Source organism: Bifidobacterium miconis, assembly GCF_019331735.1.
GTDB classification, from domain to species: Bacteria; Actinomycetota; Actinomycetes; order Actinomycetales; family Bifidobacteriaceae; genus Bifidobacterium; species Bifidobacterium miconis.
The window spans coordinates 13,851-33,688 of record NZ_JAHBBH010000027.1 but is presented as its reverse complement, the minus strand read 5'-3'; the positions used below and the strand labels follow the sequence as shown (position 1 = coordinate 33,688).

Annotated in this window: 24 protein-coding genes; 1 reads left to right on the top strand and 23 read right to left on the bottom strand. The window is 63.0% G+C overall.

What is annotated here, in order from left to right; genetic code table 11:
• Positions 1-36: 36 nt before the first annotated feature.
• The 15 genes from KIH79_RS09330 to KIH79_RS09265 form a co-directional block, all read right to left on the bottom strand.
• Positions 37-1,287: a BppU family phage baseplate upper protein gene (locus tag KIH79_RS09330; protein WP_219059135.1), complete on the bottom strand. Its 1,251-nt coding sequence runs from the start codon at positions 1,285-1,287 to the stop codon at positions 37-39.
• Positions 1,271-1,429, bottom strand: a complete 159-nt coding sequence (locus KIH79_RS09325; protein ID WP_219059134.1) for a hypothetical protein — start codon at positions 1,427-1,429, stop codon at positions 1,271-1,273. The genes KIH79_RS09330 and KIH79_RS09325 overlap by 17 nt, the downstream gene beginning before the upstream one ends.
• A gap of 16 nt (positions 1,430-1,445) precedes the next feature.
• The gene (locus tag KIH79_RS09320) at positions 1,446-4,625 is read right to left on the bottom strand and encodes a phage tail spike protein (RefSeq protein WP_219059139.1); all 3,180 of its coding nucleotides are present in this window, start codon (positions 4,623-4,625) and stop codon (positions 1,446-1,448) included.
• 20 nt (positions 4,626-4,645) lie between these two features.
• A complete protein-coding gene (locus KIH79_RS09315; RefSeq protein ID WP_236023766.1) occupies positions 4,646-5,383 on the bottom strand; it encodes a phage distal tail protein in 738 nt (245 codons plus the stop codon).
• A 66-nt stretch (positions 5,384-5,449) separates the two neighbouring features.
• Positions 5,450-8,728, bottom strand: coding sequence for a tape measure protein (locus KIH79_RS09310; protein ID WP_219059132.1), 3,279 nt, complete (start codon positions 8,726-8,728; stop codon positions 5,450-5,452).
• A 19-nt stretch (positions 8,729-8,747) separates the two neighbouring features.
• Positions 8,748-9,206: a hypothetical protein gene (locus tag KIH79_RS09305; protein WP_338023143.1), complete on the bottom strand. Its 459-nt coding sequence runs from the start codon at positions 9,204-9,206 to the stop codon at positions 8,748-8,750.
• Between the two features lie 11 nt (positions 9,207-9,217).
• Entirely contained in the window at positions 9,218-9,526 is a 309-nt protein-coding gene (locus KIH79_RS09300) for a hypothetical protein (RefSeq protein ID WP_219059141.1), read from the bottom strand.
• Between the two features lie 114 nt (positions 9,527-9,640).
• Complete coding sequence (locus tag KIH79_RS09295) at positions 9,641-10,222, bottom strand: phage tail tube protein (RefSeq protein WP_219059131.1); 582 nt, start codon at positions 10,220-10,222, stop codon at positions 9,641-9,643.
• Positions 10,223-10,236: 14 nt separating this feature from the next.
• The gene (locus KIH79_RS09290) at positions 10,237-10,608 is read right to left on the bottom strand and encodes a hypothetical protein (protein ID WP_219059130.1); all 372 of its coding nucleotides are present in this window, start codon (positions 10,606-10,608) and stop codon (positions 10,237-10,239) included.
• Positions 10,608-11,243 (bottom strand): hypothetical protein, encoded by a 636-nt coding sequence (locus KIH79_RS12935; RefSeq protein WP_236023765.1) that lies wholly within the window; start codon positions 11,241-11,243, stop codon positions 10,608-10,610. Before KIH79_RS12935 ends, KIH79_RS09290 begins: the two co-directional genes overlap by 1 nt.
• Positions 11,240-11,470 carry a Gp19/Gp15/Gp42 family protein gene (locus KIH79_RS12930; protein ID WP_338023142.1) on the bottom strand — a complete coding sequence of 77 codons (231 nt, stop codon included), beginning with the start codon at positions 11,468-11,470 and terminating at the stop codon, positions 11,240-11,242. The genes KIH79_RS12935 and KIH79_RS12930 overlap by 4 nt, the downstream gene beginning before the upstream one ends.
• Complete coding sequence (locus KIH79_RS12925) at positions 11,398-11,658, bottom strand: hypothetical protein (protein WP_236023772.1); 261 nt, start codon at positions 11,656-11,658, stop codon at positions 11,398-11,400. Before KIH79_RS12925 ends, KIH79_RS12930 begins: the two co-directional genes overlap by 73 nt.
• 11 nt (positions 11,659-11,669) lie before the next feature.
• A complete protein-coding gene (locus tag KIH79_RS13050) occupies positions 11,670-12,134 on the bottom strand; it encodes a hypothetical protein (protein WP_219059129.1) in 465 nt (154 codons plus the stop codon).
• Complete coding sequence (locus KIH79_RS09270; RefSeq protein WP_219059128.1) at positions 12,134-13,081, bottom strand: phage major capsid protein; 948 nt, start codon at positions 13,079-13,081, stop codon at positions 12,134-12,136. The genes KIH79_RS13050 and KIH79_RS09270 overlap by 1 nt, the downstream gene beginning before the upstream one ends.
• A gap of 37 nt (positions 13,082-13,118) precedes the next feature.
• Positions 13,119-13,667 carry a DUF4355 domain-containing protein gene (locus KIH79_RS09265; RefSeq protein WP_219059127.1) on the bottom strand — a complete coding sequence of 183 codons (549 nt, stop codon included), beginning with the start codon at positions 13,665-13,667 and terminating at the stop codon, positions 13,119-13,121.
• A gap of 127 nt (positions 13,668-13,794) precedes the next feature.
• Between KIH79_RS09265 and KIH79_RS09260 the strand changes: the two genes are divergently transcribed.
• The gene (locus tag KIH79_RS09260) at positions 13,795-13,986 is read left to right on the top strand and encodes a cytochrome C (protein WP_219059126.1); all 192 of its coding nucleotides are present in this window, start codon (positions 13,795-13,797) and stop codon (positions 13,984-13,986) included.
• Here KIH79_RS09260 and KIH79_RS09255 read toward each other — a convergent pair.
• The 8 genes from KIH79_RS09255 to KIH79_RS09225 all read right to left on the bottom strand — a co-directional run bounded on the left by KIH79_RS09255 (position 13,974) and on the right by KIH79_RS09225 (position 19,827).
• Complete coding sequence (locus KIH79_RS09255; RefSeq protein ID WP_219059125.1) at positions 13,974-14,123, bottom strand: hypothetical protein; 150 nt, start codon at positions 14,121-14,123, stop codon at positions 13,974-13,976. The genes KIH79_RS09260 and KIH79_RS09255 overlap by 13 nt on opposite strands.
• A gap of 67 nt (positions 14,124-14,190) precedes the next feature.
• Entirely contained in the window at positions 14,191-14,427 is a 237-nt protein-coding gene (locus tag KIH79_RS09250) for a hypothetical protein (protein WP_219059124.1), read from the bottom strand.
• Position 14,428: 1 nt separating this feature from the next.
• Complete coding sequence (locus KIH79_RS09245; RefSeq protein ID WP_219059123.1) at positions 14,429-15,844, bottom strand: VG15 protein; 1,416 nt, start codon at positions 15,842-15,844, stop codon at positions 14,429-14,431.
• Complete coding sequence (locus tag KIH79_RS09240; RefSeq protein ID WP_219059122.1) at positions 15,765-17,270, bottom strand: phage portal protein; 1,506 nt, start codon at positions 17,268-17,270, stop codon at positions 15,765-15,767. The genes KIH79_RS09245 and KIH79_RS09240 overlap by 80 nt, the downstream gene beginning before the upstream one ends.
• Positions 17,270-18,712, bottom strand: coding sequence for a terminase (locus KIH79_RS09235; RefSeq protein WP_219059121.1), 1,443 nt, complete (start codon positions 18,710-18,712; stop codon positions 17,270-17,272). Before KIH79_RS09235 ends, KIH79_RS09240 begins: the two co-directional genes overlap by 1 nt.
• 10 nt (positions 18,713-18,722) lie before the next feature.
• Entirely contained in the window at positions 18,723-18,857 is a 135-nt protein-coding gene (locus KIH79_RS13045) for a hypothetical protein (RefSeq protein ID WP_274607635.1), read from the bottom strand.
• Positions 18,858-18,917: 60 nt separating this feature from the next.
• The gene (locus KIH79_RS09230) at positions 18,918-19,139 is read right to left on the bottom strand and encodes a hypothetical protein (protein ID WP_219059120.1); all 222 of its coding nucleotides are present in this window, start codon (positions 19,137-19,139) and stop codon (positions 18,918-18,920) included.
• Between the two features lie 331 nt (positions 19,140-19,470).
• Positions 19,471-19,827, bottom strand: a complete 357-nt coding sequence (locus tag KIH79_RS09225; protein WP_219059119.1) for an HNH endonuclease — start codon at positions 19,825-19,827, stop codon at positions 19,471-19,473.
• Positions 19,828-19,838: the final 11 nt, after the last annotated feature.

The window sequence follows — 19,838 nt, the reverse complement described above, 5'->3', positions numbered from 1 at the left end:
CGCCACCGGCCCCGAAAACAACAGCCCGAGCGTCCTCTACATCATGGACTGAAAGGAGATCAACCGTGGATATCGAGAATCTGGACACCGACCCGCAGTGCTTGCTGCAGCGGATGAGCTGGCGGTGAGCTGGGTGAAGTAGACCGGCTTGCTTTCGGTCATTTCGTTGGTGGCCCGATACCGGATGTGCATGTAGTACAAGCGCCCGCTCGCCAAAGCGGGCATCGCGGTCTTCGAGTCGACTCTCGTGAGGACGAGCTTGTCTGCGATTTGGAGCATCATCTGCGGGCCGATCGCGGTCGCGTCCAATGCGGGCATCGAAACGCCGATCGGCACCGACAGGGCCGGGCCGACGGTCACGGTCGGGAACACGCCGGGCATCTGCGGGGCGAGCAGCCGATCCAGTGCGGCGGACGAGATCGATGCGGTGGTGAACGGTTCGAACGTGACCCAGCAGTCGACCTCGTATCCGCGCCGGTCGAACCATGCGCGGCCCTTGTCGCCGACGGGCACGCTGAACACCTGCCGGCGGTCCGTGTTGACCACGTACGGCGTCCACTTGGATCCGTCGTAGCGTTGGATGTCCACGATCTGCGTGTTCGCGTCGTTGGTTTTCATCCAGATTTGGCCGCGGACGGGCTTGTCCGGCGTCGTGTCTTGGACGACCACGCCGCCGTTCGCGTCGGCGTTCGCGCCGTCGTGTCCCTTGGGCAGGCCTAGGTTCAGGGTCTTCGGCCAGCCGCTCGTGAGCGTGGCCGTGGCCTTGGCGGCCGGGTCCAGGGTGCTGACGGTGCCGATCGTGATCTGCACGCTGTCGGCGAGCCGGTTGGCCCGGTCGATGCTCGCGTGCAGATCGTCGATCGCCTCGCGAATGTCGTCGAGCTTGTCCTGAGCGTCCGGAGACGACGGATCGTAGACCGCGCGCTCCACCAACGCGTCGAACGTGCGCGTCATGACCGCCGTCGGGCCTTTGGCGATGCGCACGCCCATCGCGACCCGACCGACCTTCGACAGGGCGCGACGCGGCACCGCGACTTCGAACGTGGCCGTGTCGGCGCCGCTGACCGCGGTCATGGGTTCCTCGAACCCGAGATCGGTGCCGGGGTTGAGATTGTATTGGAGTGACGCGGTGAGCCCGGTGGCCGGTACCGGCACGCCCTGGTCGGTGACCGCGACGCGCAGCTTCCTGCCCTGCTCGTCTCCAGCGTTCAACCGGATGCTGGGCAGCCAGTCGTTCGCGCTGTCGAGCGTCAGGTCGATGGTGCGGTATTCATCGAGACTCGCCATCGGCAGTCTCCGTTCCGTGCTTCAACCGCTCGTTCTCCGCTCGCAGCTGGTCTGTGGCGGTCTGCAGGACGGCGATCTGCAGGTTCGCGTCGGCCAGCATCAGTTTGAGCTTGTCGATGAGCTTGTTCGGATCAATGTCCACAATGAGTACTCCTTTCCTATTGGATGGCTGGTGTTGGCATGTTGGCCTGGTCGTAGTCCTTCTGGGTCCATATCCTCTGCTCGCTTTCGTACCGGTCGAGCAGAGCTTTCGCCCCCTCGGTGTCCCCGTCGGCGAGGAGGCGGAGCACGTCGTGCAACTGTCCCGTGTTCAGCTCCTCGATGCCGGCCGGCGCGGCGTCGTACGCGTCGGGCGAATCCAGATCCACATTGTCGGCCGCCAGCGCGACCATGCGTGATTCCAGAACGGCCGTGCTGGCCTGACTGGCCGCGGCGGTTCTGGTGACCGTGTTCACGCCGGCGGTTTTGTGGACCATGACGTAGTAGCTGCCGGCGACCATGGCCACGTACCGGTCGTTCAAATCCAACCGCACGTCCTGCGCGTAGCTCATCAGCTGGAGGCTGTCGGCGCTTTTCGCGACCATCCGGCTGCCGGACCCGGCTCCGTCACTGATGTACAGGTCGATCCGCGAGTCGGTCAGGTTGACGTACGAGTCGCCGCTGTGATACAGGTTCGTGGCCCCGCTCGTCAACTGGACTCGATGCCCTTGGCTGACCAGTGCGGCGTAGTTCGCGTTCATGTCCACGCGACTGGAGTTCCCGCTCGCCTCGACGAGCAGCTGCATGTAGTTCTTCGCCAGCTGCAATGCGGCGTTCTGGCTTTTGGCCTGCAGACCGAACGCGTCGCTGCTGCTGATCTCGTTGCGGATCGACGTGTACTGGCCGAATTTCAGCCACGTGTCCCCGTCCTCGCTCATGAAATACGAGTCCTGGGACGCGCCAATGATCTTCGACGTGCGGATCGTGGAACTGACGATTTCGCCGTCCTGCATGTACAGTTTGCCGGTGTCGAGGTTGAAATATGTGTTCCCGCCCTTGAGGATCCCGGTGTCGATGTAGGTCGCGTTGATGTACAGGTTGCCGCCGGTCAGGTAGATGCCCTGCGACTGACCGTTGTTCGTGAGTTTGTTGAAGATATAGGTTTGGGTAAGCTCGCCCTCGAACGTGTCGACTGCACTTTTCGACTCGTCTGTGGCGAACGCCTTCGCCGCAGCCAGCGTGGTTTTGTCCCCGTCGTCCGAGTAGGACTTCGAGGATGCGAGGGTTGTCTTGTCAGCCGCGTCCGAGTGGGCGTTCGCGTTCGCCTCAGCCTGATCGGCCTTCGCGGTCGCGTCGGCCTTCGCGCTGTCCAGCGTGGCCTTGTCGCCGGCCGCGGCTTGGTCCTGCGCCCACTCTTGTGCTTCCTGCTTGAGCTGCTCGGCGTAGCTTTTTGTGGACAGGTCGCCCAGCGTCGTGTCCTCGCCGATCGAGGTTTGCGAGGACAAGCCGATCTCGCCGGTATCTAGGTCGATGTAGTTCAGGCCCTTCTTATCCGTCAGCCGGCCGGTTTTCACGAGCGCCGCATCCAATACGCCGGTCTTCATGTACGTGGCGTTGAGGTAGAGCAGTCCGCCCTGTAGGTAGATGCCCTGCGTGGCCCCGTTGTTCGTCAACCGGTCGAAAATGCTGCGTTGGCCCAGAGACTCGTCCAACGCGTCCACGTACGCCTGGGCCGCCGCCTTCGCCGCGTCACTGTCCGACTTGGACTGGGCCTTGGCCGCGGCCAGCGCGTCCGACGCCTTGGTCTCGGCGTACGAGTTCGCATCCGAAAGCGTTTGGTCCGCGTACTGCTGCACGGTTTTGCCGCCGACCAGCGCCCGAGCCGCGAAGCTGACCTCGCCGGTGTCCAGATCGATGTAGTTCAGGCCGGCCGCATCCGCGAGACGACCGGTGAACAACGTGTCCGCGAAGATGCCCTTGCCGCTGGCGAGGCTTCGGAAGTCCCAGTCTCCGTTCGCCTTCTTGCTGTCGGCGATCCTCCAATAACCGCCGCCGATCTGAATGCACTGCGTCGGATTCTGGTCGCGTGGCTTGTCGTACACGTAGATGCCCTGGCCGGGCACGAGGTACGTGTAGCCGCCGGTCGCGTTCATGATCTCGTTGACGCGGTTGATCAGATCGCCGATGTACGGTCCGCTGCCGGCCGCGGCGCTGTTCCAGGCGCCACTGCTGGACACGAGCTTGTCGAGCGCCTGCTGTTGGGCGGCCATGCGCTGCGTGTAGGATTGCCGGATGTTGCCGAGGGTGATCTTGGTGTCCGTCAGACTGCCGGCGAGGTCTTCCTCGATTTGGAGGACGCGGCCCTCGAGACGCAGTGGCTGGGTGAAGCTCGTGTCGATGATCTGCACGCCGTCGCCGACGTCCGTGCCTTCCGCGTCGTAGCCGGCTTGGCCGAGCGTCGTCACGTCGGCCGTGTAACTGACGGTCGGCGTGGCGCGTTTCCTGAGTTCGGCCTTGGTAAGGACGAGAAGCTCTTTGGGATCCTCGCAGTTGGGGAAGTCCACGCTGGCCTCGCTGTGACGTTTGGCGCCGTCGGCTCCCACGATGCCCCAGTCGGCGAGGGCGTTATCGTCCTGCACGTAAGGTTTGCCGTTGTTGACGTCGCTGAACGTGATTTTGCGGCCGTAGCCGCCGGTGGCTTCGCCTTGGTCGTTGGTCTGTTCGACGCCCTTGCCGTACCCGTAGAGGCGGGTAATGACGTCGTCCGCATTGATTTCGCGTTTGATCTGGGTGAGGTCTTTGCCGTACTCGAAACGTTTCGTAGACTGGGTTTGGCCTCGGTGTTCGACGAGGTGGATGATGCGTTGGTCGATCCGGTTGCCGGCCGGGTCGGGCTGGTATTCGACCAGGGTCTCCAGCCCGTAGGTTTCGGTGATCTTCTGGATGGCGTCGAGCACGGAGCAGTGGTAGAACGCGAGGTCTGCCATGCCGATGAGAGTGCCGGTTTCGACAGTGCCGACGGTCCACCGCGTGTCTTCCAATGCTTTGGCGAGGCAGGCTTTCGCGTTCGTATTGCGGTTGCGCTTGTCCTCGATGTAGGTGCGGGACAGTTCCGCGATGCTGCCCGCGCAGTAGGCGACGGTGACCGGCATGCCGGCAGCTCTCGTGGTCTGGGTGGACTGGCACACGTATTCCGTCCAACGGCCCATGCTGTCCTTGAAAACGATGCGCTCGTCCTTGTTGATCTCGCCGATGGTGGTGACGTCCAACGTGTCGATACCGTCGGTGGCGCGGGTGCGGACGGCTTTGATGACGTAAGGCAGATCGCCGAGCGGATTGCCCCAGCGGTCGAAGACCATGTAACGCATGTGAGATGCTCCTAGATAAGAGTAAGCGGCTGGTAGGCGACGCTGGCCGATGCTATGCCGGCCAGCGTGAGCGTGTTCGCGCCCGGCAACAGGGGAAAGTAGTCGCTGTCAAGCGTTGGCGTCATGAGGTTGCCGTTGACGCGCAGCTCACGCGAGTCCGGATCCGTTTCAATGGTGATGTCGCCCGTGATCGCCGTGACAGACGTGAATGTGAGCTTGTGGCCGTGCGCGTCCTGCGCATCGACGGTCTTGGCCCCGCTTGCGGGAGTGAGCGTCCATATGGGCCAGCATGGCCGGTTGCCTTTGACCCGGATCGTGTTCACTCCCGGTTGGAGCGTGATGGAGAGTTTGCGGCCGATCAAATACGGGTACGCGTTGACCGTTATGGTGACCAAGGTGGCGACCAGATGGCCGCCGGCCCACTTGTCGTTCCACGCGCCAAGACCTAACCGTCCCCGATAATGGCCGGGCAGTCCACGCCATGAGAGCGTGACCATGGTGCCGGACAGGGCGGTGAGCCGTTGCTTGGCGGCGAGGATGTCGTCCTCGGTGCCGATCGAATACAGGTTGAGCGTAATGTCTCGATTGCCCATGTACGCGGCCCCGGTGGGGTCGGTGAGAGTCAGGTCGAGCCGGCCGTCACGGCCAGGCATGTCCTGCACGCTCACCGACGATTCGACCGCGTCGATGGTCATCCCGCCGGAGGACAGGGAGAACATCATGCGCTCCAACGGCACGTTGTTGAGCATGGGACTTTCAATATGCGGCAGGAGCATGCGTCGCTGGCAGAGCATGATGTTTCTCCCTCTTTTGGATTAGCGGCCGAGGCGTGTCAACGTGTCGAGCTCATACGCCATCGGTTTGGCGAGTTTGCCGGCCATGACCTCGCCGCCGCGATCATTCAGGTTGAGCGTGATCCCGGCGGCGAGGGCCGCGTCGATCGCGTCGATGATGTCCTGTTTGGTCGCGTAGTTGGCCGTCCTGTTTTCCATCGTGTAGGAGACACGGCCGTCGGCGATGAGCGGCCGGTACGCGGACATGGCATCGAGCCGACTCGTGTCGGTTTTCAGGCTGATGGTCGGCAGCATGCCGGTCAGACCGTTGATGCTGTCCTCGACGAGGCCGGACGCCTCGTCGATGCCCTGGGCCATGCCGGCGGGTATCCACCGGCCGACCTGATCTCGGAACACGCGCGACGGCGAGTGGATGTGCAGTACGCTTTTCGCCCAGTTGAGCACGCTGCTGCCCAGGTTGCTGATCGTGGTCTTCAGCCAGCTCATCGCGCCGCCGATGCCGTCGATCAGACCGCTGATGATCTGCCGGCCCGTATCGTACAGCCATCGGCCGGCCCCGGACACGGCGCCGAGCACGGTGCTTTTGATTCGCCCGACGGTGTTGCTCACGGTGCGGATGCCGTTGGACACCGCCTGCGTGATCCCGTTCCAGATACGCGACAGGAACGAGCCGACGGCGGTCCACACGCTGTTCCACACGCTTTGAATCGCGTTGAGCACGCTCGTGATCGTGCCGCGCACCTTGTTGATGCACGAGGATACCGTCGAGCTGATCGCGTTCCAAATGCTGGAGGCGACGGATTTGATAGCGTTCCAGATGCTCGTCCACACGCTTTTGATCGCGTTGAGCACGCTCGTGATCGTGGTTTTGATGCCGTTGATGATCGGCGTGAAGAATTTGACGATACCGTTCCACACGTTCGTGAAGAACTGGCTGACGGCCGTCCACACGGTGGTCCAAACGCTCTTGATCCCGGCGAGAATGGTCGACAGGAACGATTTGATGCCGTTCCATGTGGTCGTGAAGAACGATTTGATCTCATTCCACGCGCCGCTCCAGTCGCCCTTCAACAGGTCGAGGAACACGACGATGATGGTGCGGATCGCGTTCACCACCGTCGAGATGAAACCCTGTATCAGTCCGAAGACCGTGGACACGACCGTGTAGATCGCCGCCCACACGGTGCTCCACACGGCGTTCGTGCTGTTCATCTGCTGGGTGATGAACGAGAGTATCCAGCCGAACACGGTGCTGATGCCGGTTTGGATCGCCTGCAATGGGGCGACGATGAGCGCGCCGAGCACGGTGAACACGTTGACGATGGCGGTCTGGACGTTCGTGAATATCGTGGTCGCCGTCGCGACGATGCCGGTCCACACGCCCGTGAGGAACGTGGTGATGCCGTTCCATGCGGTGGAAACGCCGAGGCTGATCGACGTCCATAGGCCGGTGAAGAACGCGGTGACACCGTTCCAAGCGGTCTGCACGCCGCCCGTGATCGACCCCCACAGGCCGGTGAAGAACTCGCCCAGCCCGTTCCACAGGGCCTTCGCGCCTTCCACGAGCCCGGTCCATGTTTCGGACAGCCACGATGTGAACGAGGACCACATTTGACGGCCGGTCTCGGTCTGGGTGAAGAACCAGACCAGGCCGGCGACGACCGTGGCGATGCCCGCGACGACCAGTCCCCACGGTCCAAGCCCCAATGCGGTGGACAGGCCCCTGATGCCGCCTCCCGCTTCCGTTGCGGCTTTCTGCAGGCCGGCGAGCTTGCCAGCAATGCCGCCGAGATTGGACAGGAGACCGCCGGCCTTCGGATCAAGCAGGCCGATCGCATCCGATATGGTCGCGAACACGCCATTGCCGGATTTGATCGCGTCGAACGCCAGGGACGCGGCGGCGCCCAAATTCCTGAACGTGGTGATGCCGGCCGTGATGCCCTGACCGATCTTGAGCGTCGCGAACGCGCCGCCCAATCCGGCAATGATCGACGTGACGATGGCGCCGTTGTCGAGGAACCATTTCAATGCGTCGGCCGCGAATTGGACGGCGTTCGCGAATATGGTCAGATCGAGCTCGGCGAGTCCGAACAGCGCGTCGGTTAATGGCTGTACCCAGCCGGACGCGGATTGGCCGAGTCCCGCCAGTTTCTCCCTGACGGTGTTCCACAGGTCGATGACCGCGTCCCTTGCCTTGAGGATCGCGTCGACGAGCGGCGAATCCTCCTCCACGTTGAATGCGGAGCGGAGCACGCCGGTGAAATCGCCCTTCGCGATCAGGTCGCGCAGTCCGATGAACGCATTGCGGACGCGGAGGATCAGGTCCACGACGGGATTGTCCTCCTCGACGTGGAACGCCTTGCGGAACGCGCCGGTGAAATCGCCTTGGGCGATGAGGCTGACGGTTCCGGATACGGCGTCGTTCACCCACGCGAGGGCGGCGCCGGCCTTGTCTCCGACAATGGTGACCGCGCCGGTGAGCATGGGCTTGATCGTGTTGACGATCTGCGCCGAACCATCCACTATCGTGGCTTCGAGATTGCCGAACGCGCCCTCGAACGTCGACGTGCTTTCGGCGGCCTGTTTGGCCACGTCGGTCATGCCGAGGCCCATCAGGGCCTTGTTGAACTCGTCGGCCGTGATCTCGCCCTTGGCCATCGCGTCGCGGAAGTTGCCCGTATAGGCGCCGTTCTTCAGCATGGCTTCCTGCAGCTTGCCAGAGGCTCCCGGGATCGCGTCGGACAACTGGTTCCAGTTCTCAGTCGTCAACTTGCCAGCACCCGCGGTCTGCGTGAGCATCATCGCGACGCTTTTGAACGTGTTCGCATTGCCGCCGGCGACCGCGTTGAGGTTGCCGGCCGCCTCGGCGAGCTTGTCGTAGTTTGGCACGCCGTTCGCCGCCAGCTGGGCGGTCGTGTTGCGGATGTCGTCGATGCCGTACACGGTCCTGTTCGCGTAATCCTGCGTCGACGCGGTCAGTTTCCTGATCTGTCCGTCGGAAACACCGGCGAACTGGAGGGTTTGCGCGAACTTCTGCGTCGAATCGGACGCGTCCATGATCTGGCCGGACAAGCCGGAGAACACGTTGATGACCTTGCTCGCGATCGATGAGGCCACGCCCGACACCACGCCCAGTTTCGCGCCGAAACCACTGGAAAACCCACTGCCGGCCGTTTCGCCAGACTTGCGTCCCGTGGACTTCGCGGGTCCTTCGAACGCGGCCTCGATGGCCTTGCCGACGCCCTTCATGCTGGGCACGACCGCCACATACGCCGTTGCCAACTGATATCCGCCGGCCATGCTGGTCTCCTCTATTCGGTTATGTGTTTCCGGCCAACGGCCTGCTTTCCTCCACGCGCGCATCCTCGAACCGTTGGGCGCGCCAACGCGAGAATTCGCCCAATGTCATCGGTTGGACGCCGATCGCGCGCACACGATGCTCACGCCCGTCCGAACCGGTCGTCCCGTCGTCCCTCGACGCCGCGTGACCCCGTCCGGGACGCGGCAGCGGCTTCGGTTTCGACCCGCGTTTCTTCGGGTCGGCGTTGCCCCACATCCACATGTTCATCTGGTCGACCTGCACGGCGAGCATGTATTCGACCGGAGTCCACGCGGCCGCGACGTCCAATCGGCGCCACGTCATGCTGCCGGCCGGCAGGTTCGCGACGAGATCCGCGCACGCGCCGACGCGCAATCGGCCTGTTTCGAGGTCGTCCAAATCGAGCCCGTACACGCGTCGCAGGTCCGCCCTGAGGGCGTCGGGGCATTCGCGCAGCACGTGTACGAGCGTCAGGAGTTTGGGTTCAGACTGTTGAACAACTGTTCGAGGAACGCGGCGAACACGCTGCCGGGGATGCGCCCGTGATTGCGGGACGCGAGCTGGCCGAGCACGCGTTCGAACTGGTCGACGCCCAGAATCTGGGACAGGAGATTGTCGGCGGCGACCGGATCGCCGTCCTGCATCTTCGCGAGCCGGTGCACGACCATGTAATCGTCCAAGACGGTCGGGTCGATGGTCACGCTGATGCCGTCCACGGCGACGGTCCTCGGCTCGTTTTTCTTCGGCTGATGGTCCTGCGGGATTTTCTTTGCGCTCATGGTTCACTCCTTCGTTTCAAACATGGGGAAAAATCACTTCGTTCGACGTTGAGAGGGGGATCCGTATGCGGGAAAGAAAGTGAGAAGAAGCCCGCATACGGAAGAATTAGACGGTCACTTGCCGCCGGTGGCCGGCGCAGGCATGCCAATGTATTCGATAGCGGTCACGCCGGTGCCGTCCATGTCGTTCGCGGCGACGGTCACGTCGTAGGTGACCGCGTCGCCGGCATGCTCCTGGCGGTCGCCGAACTCCGAACGGGTCGCCACGCCGACGACGATGCGGCCGAGCACGCCGCCGGTGCGGGCGAGCTCGAACACAAGCACGAAATCCTCGTCCGAGGGCATCGCGTGCTTGATGGTCATGCTCTTGTCCTGGCCGGTGACATTGTCGCTGCCGTAGCGGAGTTTCGCGGCCTCCACGTTCATGGTCTCGATGAGCACGAACTGGTAGGATTCCGCGTAGCTGGAGATGGCTTTCAGAACGGTCGTGCCGTTCGCGTCCTTGACCTCGGTCGTGTCGGTGTCGGTTGAGATCGTCAGACCGTCCTCGTTCAGATAGCCGACCAGCTTGTAGGCTGCCGGCAATGCGGTAGTGGAGTCGGTCGGCAATGCGGTGCCGCGCGGCGCCCAATAGATGTAGCCGCCGATCTTGAATTTGCCGAGCGTGACGTTCGTCGCGTCGTTCGTAGTGGCCATAATCGGCCTTCCTTTCAATCAAAAACCTGAATAATGGGTTGGATGATGATCTGATAGCGTGGCCGCCCGTCGGCGGCCGGGAAATGACTCACGCCGATGACGTCGACGCGGGCGACCGGGTCGAGTTCGACCAGGCGTTTCAACCGGGGCAGCACGAGCCGGCTCGCGGTTTCGGCCACGATCCACGAGGATTCGCCCCACACCTGCACGGCGAGCAACGGCAGGGACCGGAATGGTTCCTCGGTGCCGCCGGTGCGTTCCACGGTTATGAACCGGGACGGCCGTGCGGCCGAACTGTCTGCGGGCACGTCCATCGACGCGGGCCAATCCGTAAGATCCGGGTCGGCGTTGAGCCAGTCGATGACGGTCTTCTCGATGGGTTCCATCAGCCGCCTCCCAACGCGTTGACCAGCGTGTTGTGCTTCGCGTTGTGCCTGTAGCAACCCGGATCACCGGTGGAAGTGGCGATGGCGACCGCACCCGGTTCGGTGGGGATCGGACCCAACGCGCGGAACTTCGCGTGCTCGGGATGCGGGCATTCACTGCGGGCGCGCTGGTTCGCACGCTCCGCGAGCTTCTCGGCCTCCGTTTTGATCGCGCCCAACGTGCGCGAATCCCGCCGCAGAGCGGTGAAACCGGCCAGATTCAATTTCACATGAGCGCTCATGGGCCTATATCCCTCCGAATCGGTCAGCTCGACCGTGAGATTCCACCGGGTTGGCGTGATCCCGCCATCGACCGGCAGCGGATCGCCAACCACCTGATAGCCGTGGCCGTGCACGGTGACGATCGCGCCCCTGAGACTGCGATACGTCCACGTGCGCGGGAACGCCAGGGTGAGCACGACGGTGACTCCTTCGGGGCGGTTGGAGTCCGTGGCGTTCGAGTCGGCGCCCGGTTTGACGAGCACGTCATCGACCGTCTCTGACTCCTCCCGCCATATGGGATTCATGCCGCCGTCACGCTCCCCGCTGTCCACGCGCCATGTGACGGTGACCTGTTCGCCATGCAAACGGTTCACGATTCCGCCTCCCCGTTTGCGAGGTCGATCGACCACATGCGTTGCACGCCGCAGCCCAACGACCTTAGTTCCGACTTCGTCAGATACAGGTCCCCGTCCGGGTTGCTGTACGAATACGATTCCGTGAACCCGTTCGCGGTCTGCGTGCCCTGCGTCACCCCGGCCACGTCCCGGTTGAGCATGGCCCGTTTGACCATCGCACAGCAGACACGCCGCAACGTGGCCACGGAAGCCTCGGCCCACCGGGGCAGTCGGTCACGATCTTGTCCGACGCGTCCTCGAGCAGCGTCTCCGCCGTCGCGGTCTCGTCGTCGGTCAACGCACGCCAGCGTTTCGCCAGATCATCCGGCACGGCGAACGGCGGTGCCGGCACCTGCATGCCCGGATCGACCGGCGGTTCAACGTCGTCGGCCATCAGGGCCTCCCTTACGCCGTGGCCGTGGTCACGGTGATCGCGGCCGTGGTCTTATCCGAGAACGTGACAGTGCCGCCCGTGATCTTGCCGGCCGCGTCCGCGGTCAACGCGATCGCGGTCACCGACTTGCCCGCCGCGCCCGCCGGACCGGCAGGGCCGGTCGCGCCACGAGCGCCTGCGGCACCCGCCGGACCAGTCGGCCCCGGATCGCCCTTCGCGCCCTTGAGCGTCGCCGGATCGATCAGATCGAAACCGCTGCCGTCAGCCTTCACCTGCGGGATGCGACCGTGCCCGGTGCCCGCGTCATAGCCGGCCAGCATCGCCGGCGTAAGTGAACCATTCGCCGGAACCGCGGAACCACCGCCGAGATCGACCGGATTGCCGTCCGCGTCGAGGAACTGGGTTTCGATGACGGCCTGATGCGCGTCGTTCGTCACGCCGCTGGTCAGGTGGTGGAATTCGACTGCCTGGCTCATCACTTGCCCGCCTTCGTGGTGGCGGCCGGTGCGTCGCCTTCGATGACGGCGAACCGGTCGGTGAACACGTACCAGGCGTACAGGATCTCCAGGCGGAGCGCGATCTGGTTGTTGCGGCGCAGGTCGCCCTGACCGTCTGGATCGCCGTACGTGATGGTCTCGAGCGGCAGGTTGCGCTGCACGCCCCAGTAGATGCCGTTCTTCCAGTCGCCCACGATCGCGCCGACCTTCGGCACCGTGTAGGTGTCACCCTCGGCCGGTGCGGTGAATTCGGGCGCGTTGACGGTCGTGGTCACGGACGCGGGGATGCCCTTGAAGCTGTTCATGGTCACGCCATAGCCGAGCTCCGGGTAGAGCGGGCGCTTCTGCGTGTCCTTCAAAGTGGCGAGGTTGAACGCGAACTCGCGGCTCATGGCGATGCCGTTGACGTCCCAGCCTTCCTTGTCATTGAGGATCAGGCCGATGGCCTGTTCCACGTCGACGTCCGGGCTGGCGGTGCGCGTCACGCGCTTGTCGGTGGCGTCCAGGTAGTTCGTCCACGCGGTGATCGGCTTGCCGGTCAGCGGGTTGAGTCGGTAGAACACGCCAAGGTCGAGCGCGCGGGACAGTGCCTTCGCGCCTTCGGTGGCGAGCTTGTTGATGATGCCGAGCTGGTAGTCGGCGTCGGCCCACTGCACTTCCTGGTCGAAGCGCATGGTGACCTGCGTCTTGTGCGGCACGGTCTTGACCACGCCGAACGAGCCGGTCGTCGAGGACTTCTGCGCGCCCTCGTCGACGAACTCGGCGCGGGGACGGTTCTCGAACGTGACGATGCTGGTCTCGCCGAAACGCATCGCCTTCTGCTGCGAGAGCACGCCGATCGCGCTGCCGGACTGCACCTGGTCGACGATGCCGTCCGCGATCTGGTTCGGCATCGCCTTGATGCCGCCGGTACCGAAAATAGCCATGATATGGCCTCCTTAATGGATGGGTGATGAGGATGGGTTAGTTGGAGAACACTTCGGCCGCGTACTGCAGCAGGTCGTTGGGCGCCGCCTGCGGCCGACGACCGGGATCGGCGACCTTTGGCAACTGCCGGCCGGTCTTCGCCGACGCGTACTCGTTAATGGCCTTCGCATGCGCCTGCATCGCCTCAAGCGAATCGCCGACGATGAGATTCGCGGGCAGACCGGACTCTTCGGCCACCTGCGAGCGCCACTCGTTCGACTGCTTTTCGGCCTTGAGCGCGTCGAGCTCCTTTTGGAGCTTCGCGGTGCGCGCCTCGTTTTTCTGCTGTTCGCTCATTTGGCTTTCTTTGAGCTGTTGCAGCTCGTCGGCTGCGGCTTTGTTGTCTTTGGCGCGCTTTTCCCATTCGCGTGAATGGGCTCGCTCCGTCTCGAATTTTGACTTCCAGTCGACGTTTTCGCCGTTGTTGTCGCCCGTTGCTGGCTGTCTGCCGTGCTGGCCGTCGGTGCCGCCCGTGTCTGCGCCCGCATCGACGAATCGAAGACGGCGCGGCGTGCGCAGGTACCAGGGCTGGTTCGTGTTGAACATGATGTTCTCCTTGTTGGTAGGGGCCCGTTTCGGGCATAAAAAAACCACCCCGTGCGGAGTGGTTGAAGAGTTGGGGCGTCCTCTAATGTGTTGTCCGCGGGCCTTATCCGCAGAAAGGAGGACGTTCATGGGCAAAGTGAAAGTCACGCTGAAAAACAGCGACATGCGCAAGATCGGACGGCTGGCGGTCAACGCCTATGCCTCCGAGCACGGTCATGAGTGTGCTTACTGCCATAAGCGCATCCAACCGCCGGTGGGCATGCCTGCCGGCGCCGTGCCGGTCTGCGATGAGTGCGCCAAGGCGCATCATCTGATCTGATCAGCTTGATCTGCATGCTTGCCGTCATCGTATTTGTCGATGACGGCAAGCATGTCCGTGAAGAAGGAACGTAGTATGTTCAGATCGGGCACGACTTTCACGCTGACCGATGCCCGTTCGACGTTATCATCTGCCATGATTACCTCCAGATATAGAAAAACCACCCGTGCGGGTGGTTATAAACATGAAAGACGGTTTTGAGGGTTACAGTTGTCCGAGGGCTTTCTTGCGCGCGTATTCGGCCTGTAGCTTGTCAGTGGATAGGCCGGGCTCATTGCGCCAGCGTTTTTTCCATTGTGCGGATACCCACGCCCACTCTTCATCCGATGGAGGGACAAAACCGATCTTCTTGTTGATCCGATCGTTCTCTTCCGGATCGGTGACGGGACGGAATTCGCCTTGGAACGTGAACTTGTCCAGTCTGTCCGGGGCAATCGCCATGTCACACCATCCTTAGATATACCAGCGGCGAACCATCCGGAAGCGTGCCGAAGCCGTCGATCATGAACATCTGGTTTCGTGGCAGAAGAATCTCATGCTCACCCGGATGTTGGGTGAATGGCTCCAAGTATACGCCGTGACTGCCCGGCGGAACAAGGATTCTGGCGGCGACGCGGTCTCCGTCTCCTGCGGCGACGCCTCCTATGTTGGTGGTTCCCGCAGCGTAGCCGGCGTGGGGAAACTTCGTGCCACGTTTGATGTCCACGACATCGTCGACTGAATTCACTTTGAAAAAGTCGAGTCTCATGAGACGATCAACGGTGAAGGCGCGTCGTGTCTCATGATCGTTCATGGCCTCGTCGATCCGGCTGACCCAAGATCGGATTGCCGGTGTCTCCCCGGTCAATCCGAACAGATAGCCGTTGATCTGCGTATAGTCGTCGCCGGACCAGTCAACGAGTGCGGCCTTCTTTCGTTCCGGTGAATATCTGTCTCCGGGTTTGACGATCGTCATGTCGGAAAGCCTTTCGAGTTCGTCCTTAGTAGGAGCGAGGGGCTTATGACTCCATCGGATATCCGGGACGGGGATGACGCCGTCTTTCAGCTCGTTCGCGTAGAGACGGCGCATCGCGGCGAGCACGTCACTGTAATAGGCGTTGCTTTTGCCTTTGACCTTGGTGCCCCCAGCAGCTTTAATGGAGTCCTTGTACATGCCCTTCCACTGGGCTTGCTTTTTGAGGAGGATGTCGTCCTTGCCCCAGCTGGGAACGACCGTGCAGTGGCAGTGCCCGTCGTGGAAGCCGGGCCCGAAGTCGGCGGTCTCCTGGCTGTTGTAGGCGAAGCCGCGGCTGGCGAGCATGACGCAGAACGCGCAGGGTTTCGCGCCGCCGCACACGCGTGCCCACTTGGGTTTGGTGGGGTCGAGTTTGATGTTGCGCTGCATGGTCAGGCGGCCGGCGGATTGGATCATGTCGGCGATGAACTGCTGTGCGTCGTCCACGTTGTCCAACGGCGGCCATAGGTCGTCGATGGTCATGCCGGCGCGGCTGCGGCCTTCCATGACCTGCTTGTAGGTCAGGCCGTTGAAGTCCGTGTTCGAGAAGCCGTGTTCGACCTGCCAGAGCACGCGCGACGGGTCGACGAGTTTGCCGTGCACGAAGTCGGGCATCGGCTCGTCGGATTGTTCGGCCCATAGGCCGCGCAGCTGGTCGTAATAATCGTTCGCCAATTGCGAGGCGTCCCGCGCGTACGAGTTGACGAGCTCCTTGATGTCGAGATCGCCGCGGTGCAATGCGGTTTCGATGTCGTCGGCGGCAGCGTCGGTCAGGTTGGTCAGGTTATCCTGGTAGTCCTTCTGCGCCCGTTCCAGCAGCTTCCTCAGATCCCGACTGGCCGGCAGGTTGTTCGGATTCGCCATCGCCGGTCACCTCCTGCTGCTGGGGTAGGGTGCGTTGCTTCAGCTGTTCGATGCTTTTCTGTGCCTTCATGCGCTGCTGGTAGGCGCGGAACGACTGGATCTCGCCGAAGGTGAGCCCGGCCTTCATCAGGCCGATGTCCGAGTCGGCGAAATCCTGATTGACGCCGGCGACCTTCGCGTAATAGTCGGCGCGCGCTGCGTCGGATATCTCACGGGTCGGCGCCCACACGGTCGTGACGCGGGCGAGATCATCGGAACCGAGGCCGAGCGCCATGCCGACGACATCCTTCAACGCTCGCGAGAACAACCGGTTTTGGCGGTCGGCTTCGCGGGACAGTTTGCGTTCCGCGGCGGCCATCGCTTCGGCCGATGCGGGGTTGTCCATCGTGATGCCGAGATCGTTGACCGGCAGGCTGGTCTCGGAGGCGACGAGCATGGCGATGGTGCGCAGCATGTCGGAATGGGGTTGCATCGACGCCTGGCTGATCTGCTGCATCGTGGGTATCTCGTCGTTTTCGTCGCGGCTGACCGCGTTGATCGCGCTGATCAGACTGCTCCACGTGTCCGTTTTCAACGCGGCCGCCCCAAGGCCGAGGAACCAGACCTTCGGACTCGAGTAGAATTCGGCGTTGCCTTCCATGCGCACGAGCGTGCGGTAGGCGATGTCGGTCAGGCTCATCAACGGGCGGGTGATACGGGATCGGCCGAACGGTCGGTCGAGCTGCGGGTCGTAGCATAGTGCGGCCACGGTCGGCCGACCGTAGTTCGTGACCCGCGGGTCGGCATGCCATACGCCGTTCACGTTCGAGCATTCGTACAGGCGATCCGGCAGCCATACCGTGAACCCGGTGATGTCGCCGTTCTCGTCCGCATCGGTGATGGACATGGCCGAACCGATGCGGTTATGGGGTGTGTCCCACACGGCCGACGACCATTCCGCGGATCGTGGGATGACCTGCACGTCGTTGTCCTCGTTGCGACTGACGGTCAGGAACGCGCACGAATGCTTGTACGCGCTTACGATGGTTTGCGGCACGGCGGTGTCCAACGCGTTCGCGTCCGTCAACGCGTCCACATCGTCCTGCAATGCGGTGTTTCCCGGAGTGTCGATGCGGAAGCCTTCGAACGCGCTCAGATCGGCGAGCGTGCGCACGGCTTTGGCCGGCCATCCGACCGGAGGCATGACCATGTTCGATTTGATCTTGTCCGGCATGCTGATGCCGAAGTCCTTCAATCGTTCGTGCGCGTCGTAGTAGAGAGTGCGCAGTATGTTGCCCGGCTGTTTCTCGACCCATACGCGCAGGAGACGGTCGACGGCATCCCAGTCGGATTCGTCGATGCCGTCGATGCCGCGCGCCGTGGGCAGGACGCTGCCGTACAGGTACGGTTTGCCGCCCGAAGCCGTCACGATTTCGCTGGAGACCATCAGATCATCACCTCCTGTTTGCGGTTGGGGTTGCGTTTTGTGATGAACGTGCCGTACAGGGCGAGCGTGACGGCGACCAACGGGGATATGTCGATGTCCGAACCGGTTTTGTTCCAGCCGACTGCGCCGGATTGGCCGATGGGGCGGGTGACCGCGTGCTCCACGGCCGTGGCGAGGGCCGGCTGGTCTTGGTCGGGCAGGTGGGTGAGCTTATGGGCGGTGAGCATGTCCTGGAACATGCCGCACGCGCGTCCCATGTCCTGTGCGTTCGTGATGATCGGGCGCACATGCCGTGCCTTGAGTTCCTGCAATAGGGCGGCGGCGGGCGACTGGGCGTCGATGACGACGGCCGCGGTCTTGGGCCAATGCTCGGCGATGTAGTCGACGGCCCACATGGTGCCGTTCTGCCTGGTGGCTTTGAACTCGCGCAGTTCGATGTGCGTGGTGCCGTCCGGGTGGCGGATCGCGCCGCCGATGGCGAGCGTGCTCCGGTCGGGGCTCATGTCCAAGGCGTAGCCGACCAGATCCGTATCGGTGGGCGTGACCTTGTGATCGATGGCCGCGTCCTCCCATGCCTTGGGGTCGATGGCGCGGCTGGCGGTCGTCTCGTCCCAAATGCCCAACGCCTCGCGGCGGAAGCTGTCGTCGGCCATGAGGTTGCGCATCCTGAGGATGGCTGTCTCGCTCGTACGTTTCGGATAGCTGGGGTTGGCCTTGCCCCATTGCTCGCGGTCGTCGAGGTCGGCGTCGCGGTCGGCGGCGAGCTCGACGTACACCATGCCGTCCACCTGGCTGGCGGCGTTGCGGCGTTTCTCCTCGAACACCTCGGACTGGTCGCCGGGCTTGGGCGGATTGCCAAGAAACACGACGAGCGGGTCGGGACTCGTGTTGACGATGGGCAGCATGTTGTCCAATGCTCGCACGGTCAGGATCTGCGCCTCGTCGAAGATCTCCACGTCCACGCTGTGCAGGCCTCGGCCGAAACCGTTCTCGCGCGCGCCGAACATGATGCGCGACCTGTTGCGGAACGTGACCTCCTGCTGGCCGTTGGCGCGGCGGATGCGTTCCACGTACCGGCCCAATACCTTGTTCTTGGCCAGATCGCACAGGTCCGCGAACGTCTCGTCGCTGGTTCTCGTGTGGTGGGCGGTCCAGATGACCTTCAGGCCCGGGCGCAGAATGCACTTCAAGAACATGGCTGTACCGAGCGTGAACGTCTTGCCGATCTGCCGGCACGAGCTGACCACGGTCCCGCCCTCGCCGCACGCGTACCTCCCGTCCGCGCGGCGGGCGAACAGAAGCCACAACAGCCCCTGCTGCCACAGGTCGTAATGAATGCCGGCCTTGACGGCGAGCCGGTTCAACCGGGTGAAATCCGAGGAGACGATCCCCGACGGCTGCACGAGCCGCTGCGCGATCTCAGACAATCGACGTTCGCTCATGCGTATCTCCTTATCCGGGGAACATGAGCCCGAGGTGGGCTTTCTTCACGCCTTTCAGGGTCTCGATAGTCTCGCGTTCCTGTTCGAGTTCCCGGTCGAATTGTTCGACGATGGTTATGAGCCTCTGTCGGTCCATATCGTCCATGAGCTTCGCCATGAGCCTGGTCGGCAGTTCGAAGGACTCGTTGACGCCGATAAGGACGATTCACACGATGCTCGCTCCGGCATTCTCGTTCACCTCCGTCACATCGTCTTCCAAGTCGAGGAGCGGGTCGCCACCGACCATGTCGTGCAGCTTCTCGCACACGGCGACGTAGCGGGCCGCGATGTTCGAGATCGCGTACGCCGACGTCGCCGGTTCGTCCAGATATTCCTTCAGCCGGTCGCGCACGTAACGCAGCTCGTCCTCGATGCTGCCGTCCATCATCCGGTCGAATTCACGTGAGTTTAACGGCGGGGCCGGCTTTGGTTCTCGGACAGGACGTTTCGCCTCGGTCTTCCCTGGTTTCCCGGCCTTCCGGCGTTCCCGGCAGGCGAGCACGCGGCATGAGTCGGAACAGTAGCGCGCCTTCGGGGACGCGTTCGCGTCGAGGGGCTTGCCGCAGCGTGCGCAGGTTCTCGCTTGCAAAACAGCACCTCCTCCGGTGTTTTAACGATGGTCGGAACCGTTAACGGTTAACGGTTGTCGATCGGGGGAGAGATTCCGACTGTGCCCGAGGTTCTGGTTTGGCCGGCCGGGAGGGTGGCTCCCCGTGGGTTTACCAATCGCCGCTTGTTGTCAGGGGCATTGATGTCGGTCGTTGCGGCGGTTTCGCGTTGCGGTCTAGTCGTAGTAGTCGTGCGACTTCGTTGCGTGCCCATTCCAGTGTGTGGGTTCCCTTGATCCTGTTACACCAGTTGTGCGCGAGGTTGACGTTGTGCCAGTCCAATGGGTTGCCGCCGCGTGCGACCGGTATGGTTTCGTCCACGGTCTTGCACCACGGGTCGGGCCATGCGAGCGTCTTGTCTACTGGACGGCCGCAGATGTAGCAGTGGTCGTAATGGGAGTAGACGCGTTGGCACAACTGGTCGCGCCGGTAGGCTTTGCCGTTGCCTCGTCTGGGATTGCTCGCCATGCCGTCCCTCT

Bases quoted from the DNA above. Each gene is read 5' to 3' on its own strand.
- KIH79_RS09330 (WP_219059135.1), bottom strand. From the start codon at position 1,287: ATGGCGAGTCTCGATGAATACCGCACCATCGACCTGACGCTCGACAGC.
- KIH79_RS09320 (WP_219059139.1), bottom strand. From the start codon at position 4,625: ATGGTCTTCGACCGCTGGGGCAATCCGCTCGGCGATCTGCCTTACGTC.
- KIH79_RS09315 (WP_236023766.1), bottom strand. From the start codon at position 5,383: ATGCTCAACAACGTGCCGTTGGAGCGCATGATGTTCTCCCTGTCCTCC.
- KIH79_RS09310 (WP_219059132.1), bottom strand. From the start codon at position 8,728: ATGGCCGGCGGATATCAGTTGGCAACGGCGTATGTGGCGGTCGTGCCC.
- KIH79_RS09300 (WP_219059141.1), bottom strand. From the start codon at position 9,526: ATGAGCGCAAAGAAAATCCCGCAGGACCATCAGCCGAAGAAAAACGAG.
- KIH79_RS09295 (WP_219059131.1), bottom strand. From the start codon at position 10,222: ATGGCCACTACGAACGACGCGACGAACGTCACGCTCGGCAAATTCAAG.
- KIH79_RS09290 (WP_219059130.1), bottom strand. From the start codon at position 10,608: ATGGAACCCATCGAGAAGACCGTCATCGACTGGCTCAACGCCGACCCG.
- KIH79_RS12925 (WP_236023772.1), bottom strand. From the start codon at position 11,658: ATGGCCGACGACGTTGAACCGCCGGTCGATCCGGGCATGCAGGTGCCG.
- KIH79_RS13050 (WP_219059129.1), bottom strand. From the start codon at position 12,134: ATGAGCCAGGCAGTCGAATTCCACCACCTGACCAGCGGCGTGACGAAC.
- KIH79_RS09270 (WP_219059128.1), bottom strand. From the start codon at position 13,081: ATGGCTATTTTCGGTACCGGCGGCATCAAGGCGATGCCGAACCAGATC.
- KIH79_RS09265 (WP_219059127.1), bottom strand. From the start codon at position 13,667: ATGTTCAACACGAACCAGCCCTGGTACCTGCGCACGCCGCGCCGTCTT.
- KIH79_RS09260 (WP_219059126.1), top strand. From the start codon at position 13,795: ATGGGCAAAGTGAAAGTCACGCTGAAAAACAGCGACATGCGCAAGATC.
- KIH79_RS09255 (WP_219059125.1), bottom strand. From the start codon at position 14,123: ATGGCAGATGATAACGTCGAACGGGCATCGGTCAGCGTGAAAGTCGTG.
- KIH79_RS09250 (WP_219059124.1), bottom strand. From the start codon at position 14,427: ATGGCGATTGCCCCGGACAGACTGGACAAGTTCACGTTCCAAGGCGAA.
- KIH79_RS09245 (WP_219059123.1), bottom strand. From the start codon at position 15,844: ATGGCGAATCCGAACAACCTGCCGGCCAGTCGGGATCTGAGGAAGCTG.
- KIH79_RS09240 (WP_219059122.1), bottom strand. From the start codon at position 17,270: ATGGTCTCCAGCGAAATCGTGACGGCTTCGGGCGGCAAACCGTACCTG.
- KIH79_RS09235 (WP_219059121.1), bottom strand. From the start codon at position 18,712: ATGAGCGAACGTCGATTGTCTGAGATCGCGCAGCGGCTCGTGCAGCCG.
- KIH79_RS13045 (WP_274607635.1), bottom strand. From the start codon at position 18,857: ATGGACGATATGGACCGACAGAGGCTCATAACCATCGTCGAACAATTC.
- KIH79_RS09230 (WP_219059120.1), bottom strand. From the start codon at position 19,139: ATGATGGACGGCAGCATCGAGGACGAGCTGCGTTACGTGCGCGACCGG.
- KIH79_RS09225 (WP_219059119.1), bottom strand. From the start codon at position 19,827: ATGGCGAGCAATCCCAGACGAGGCAACGGCAAAGCCTACCGGCGCGAC.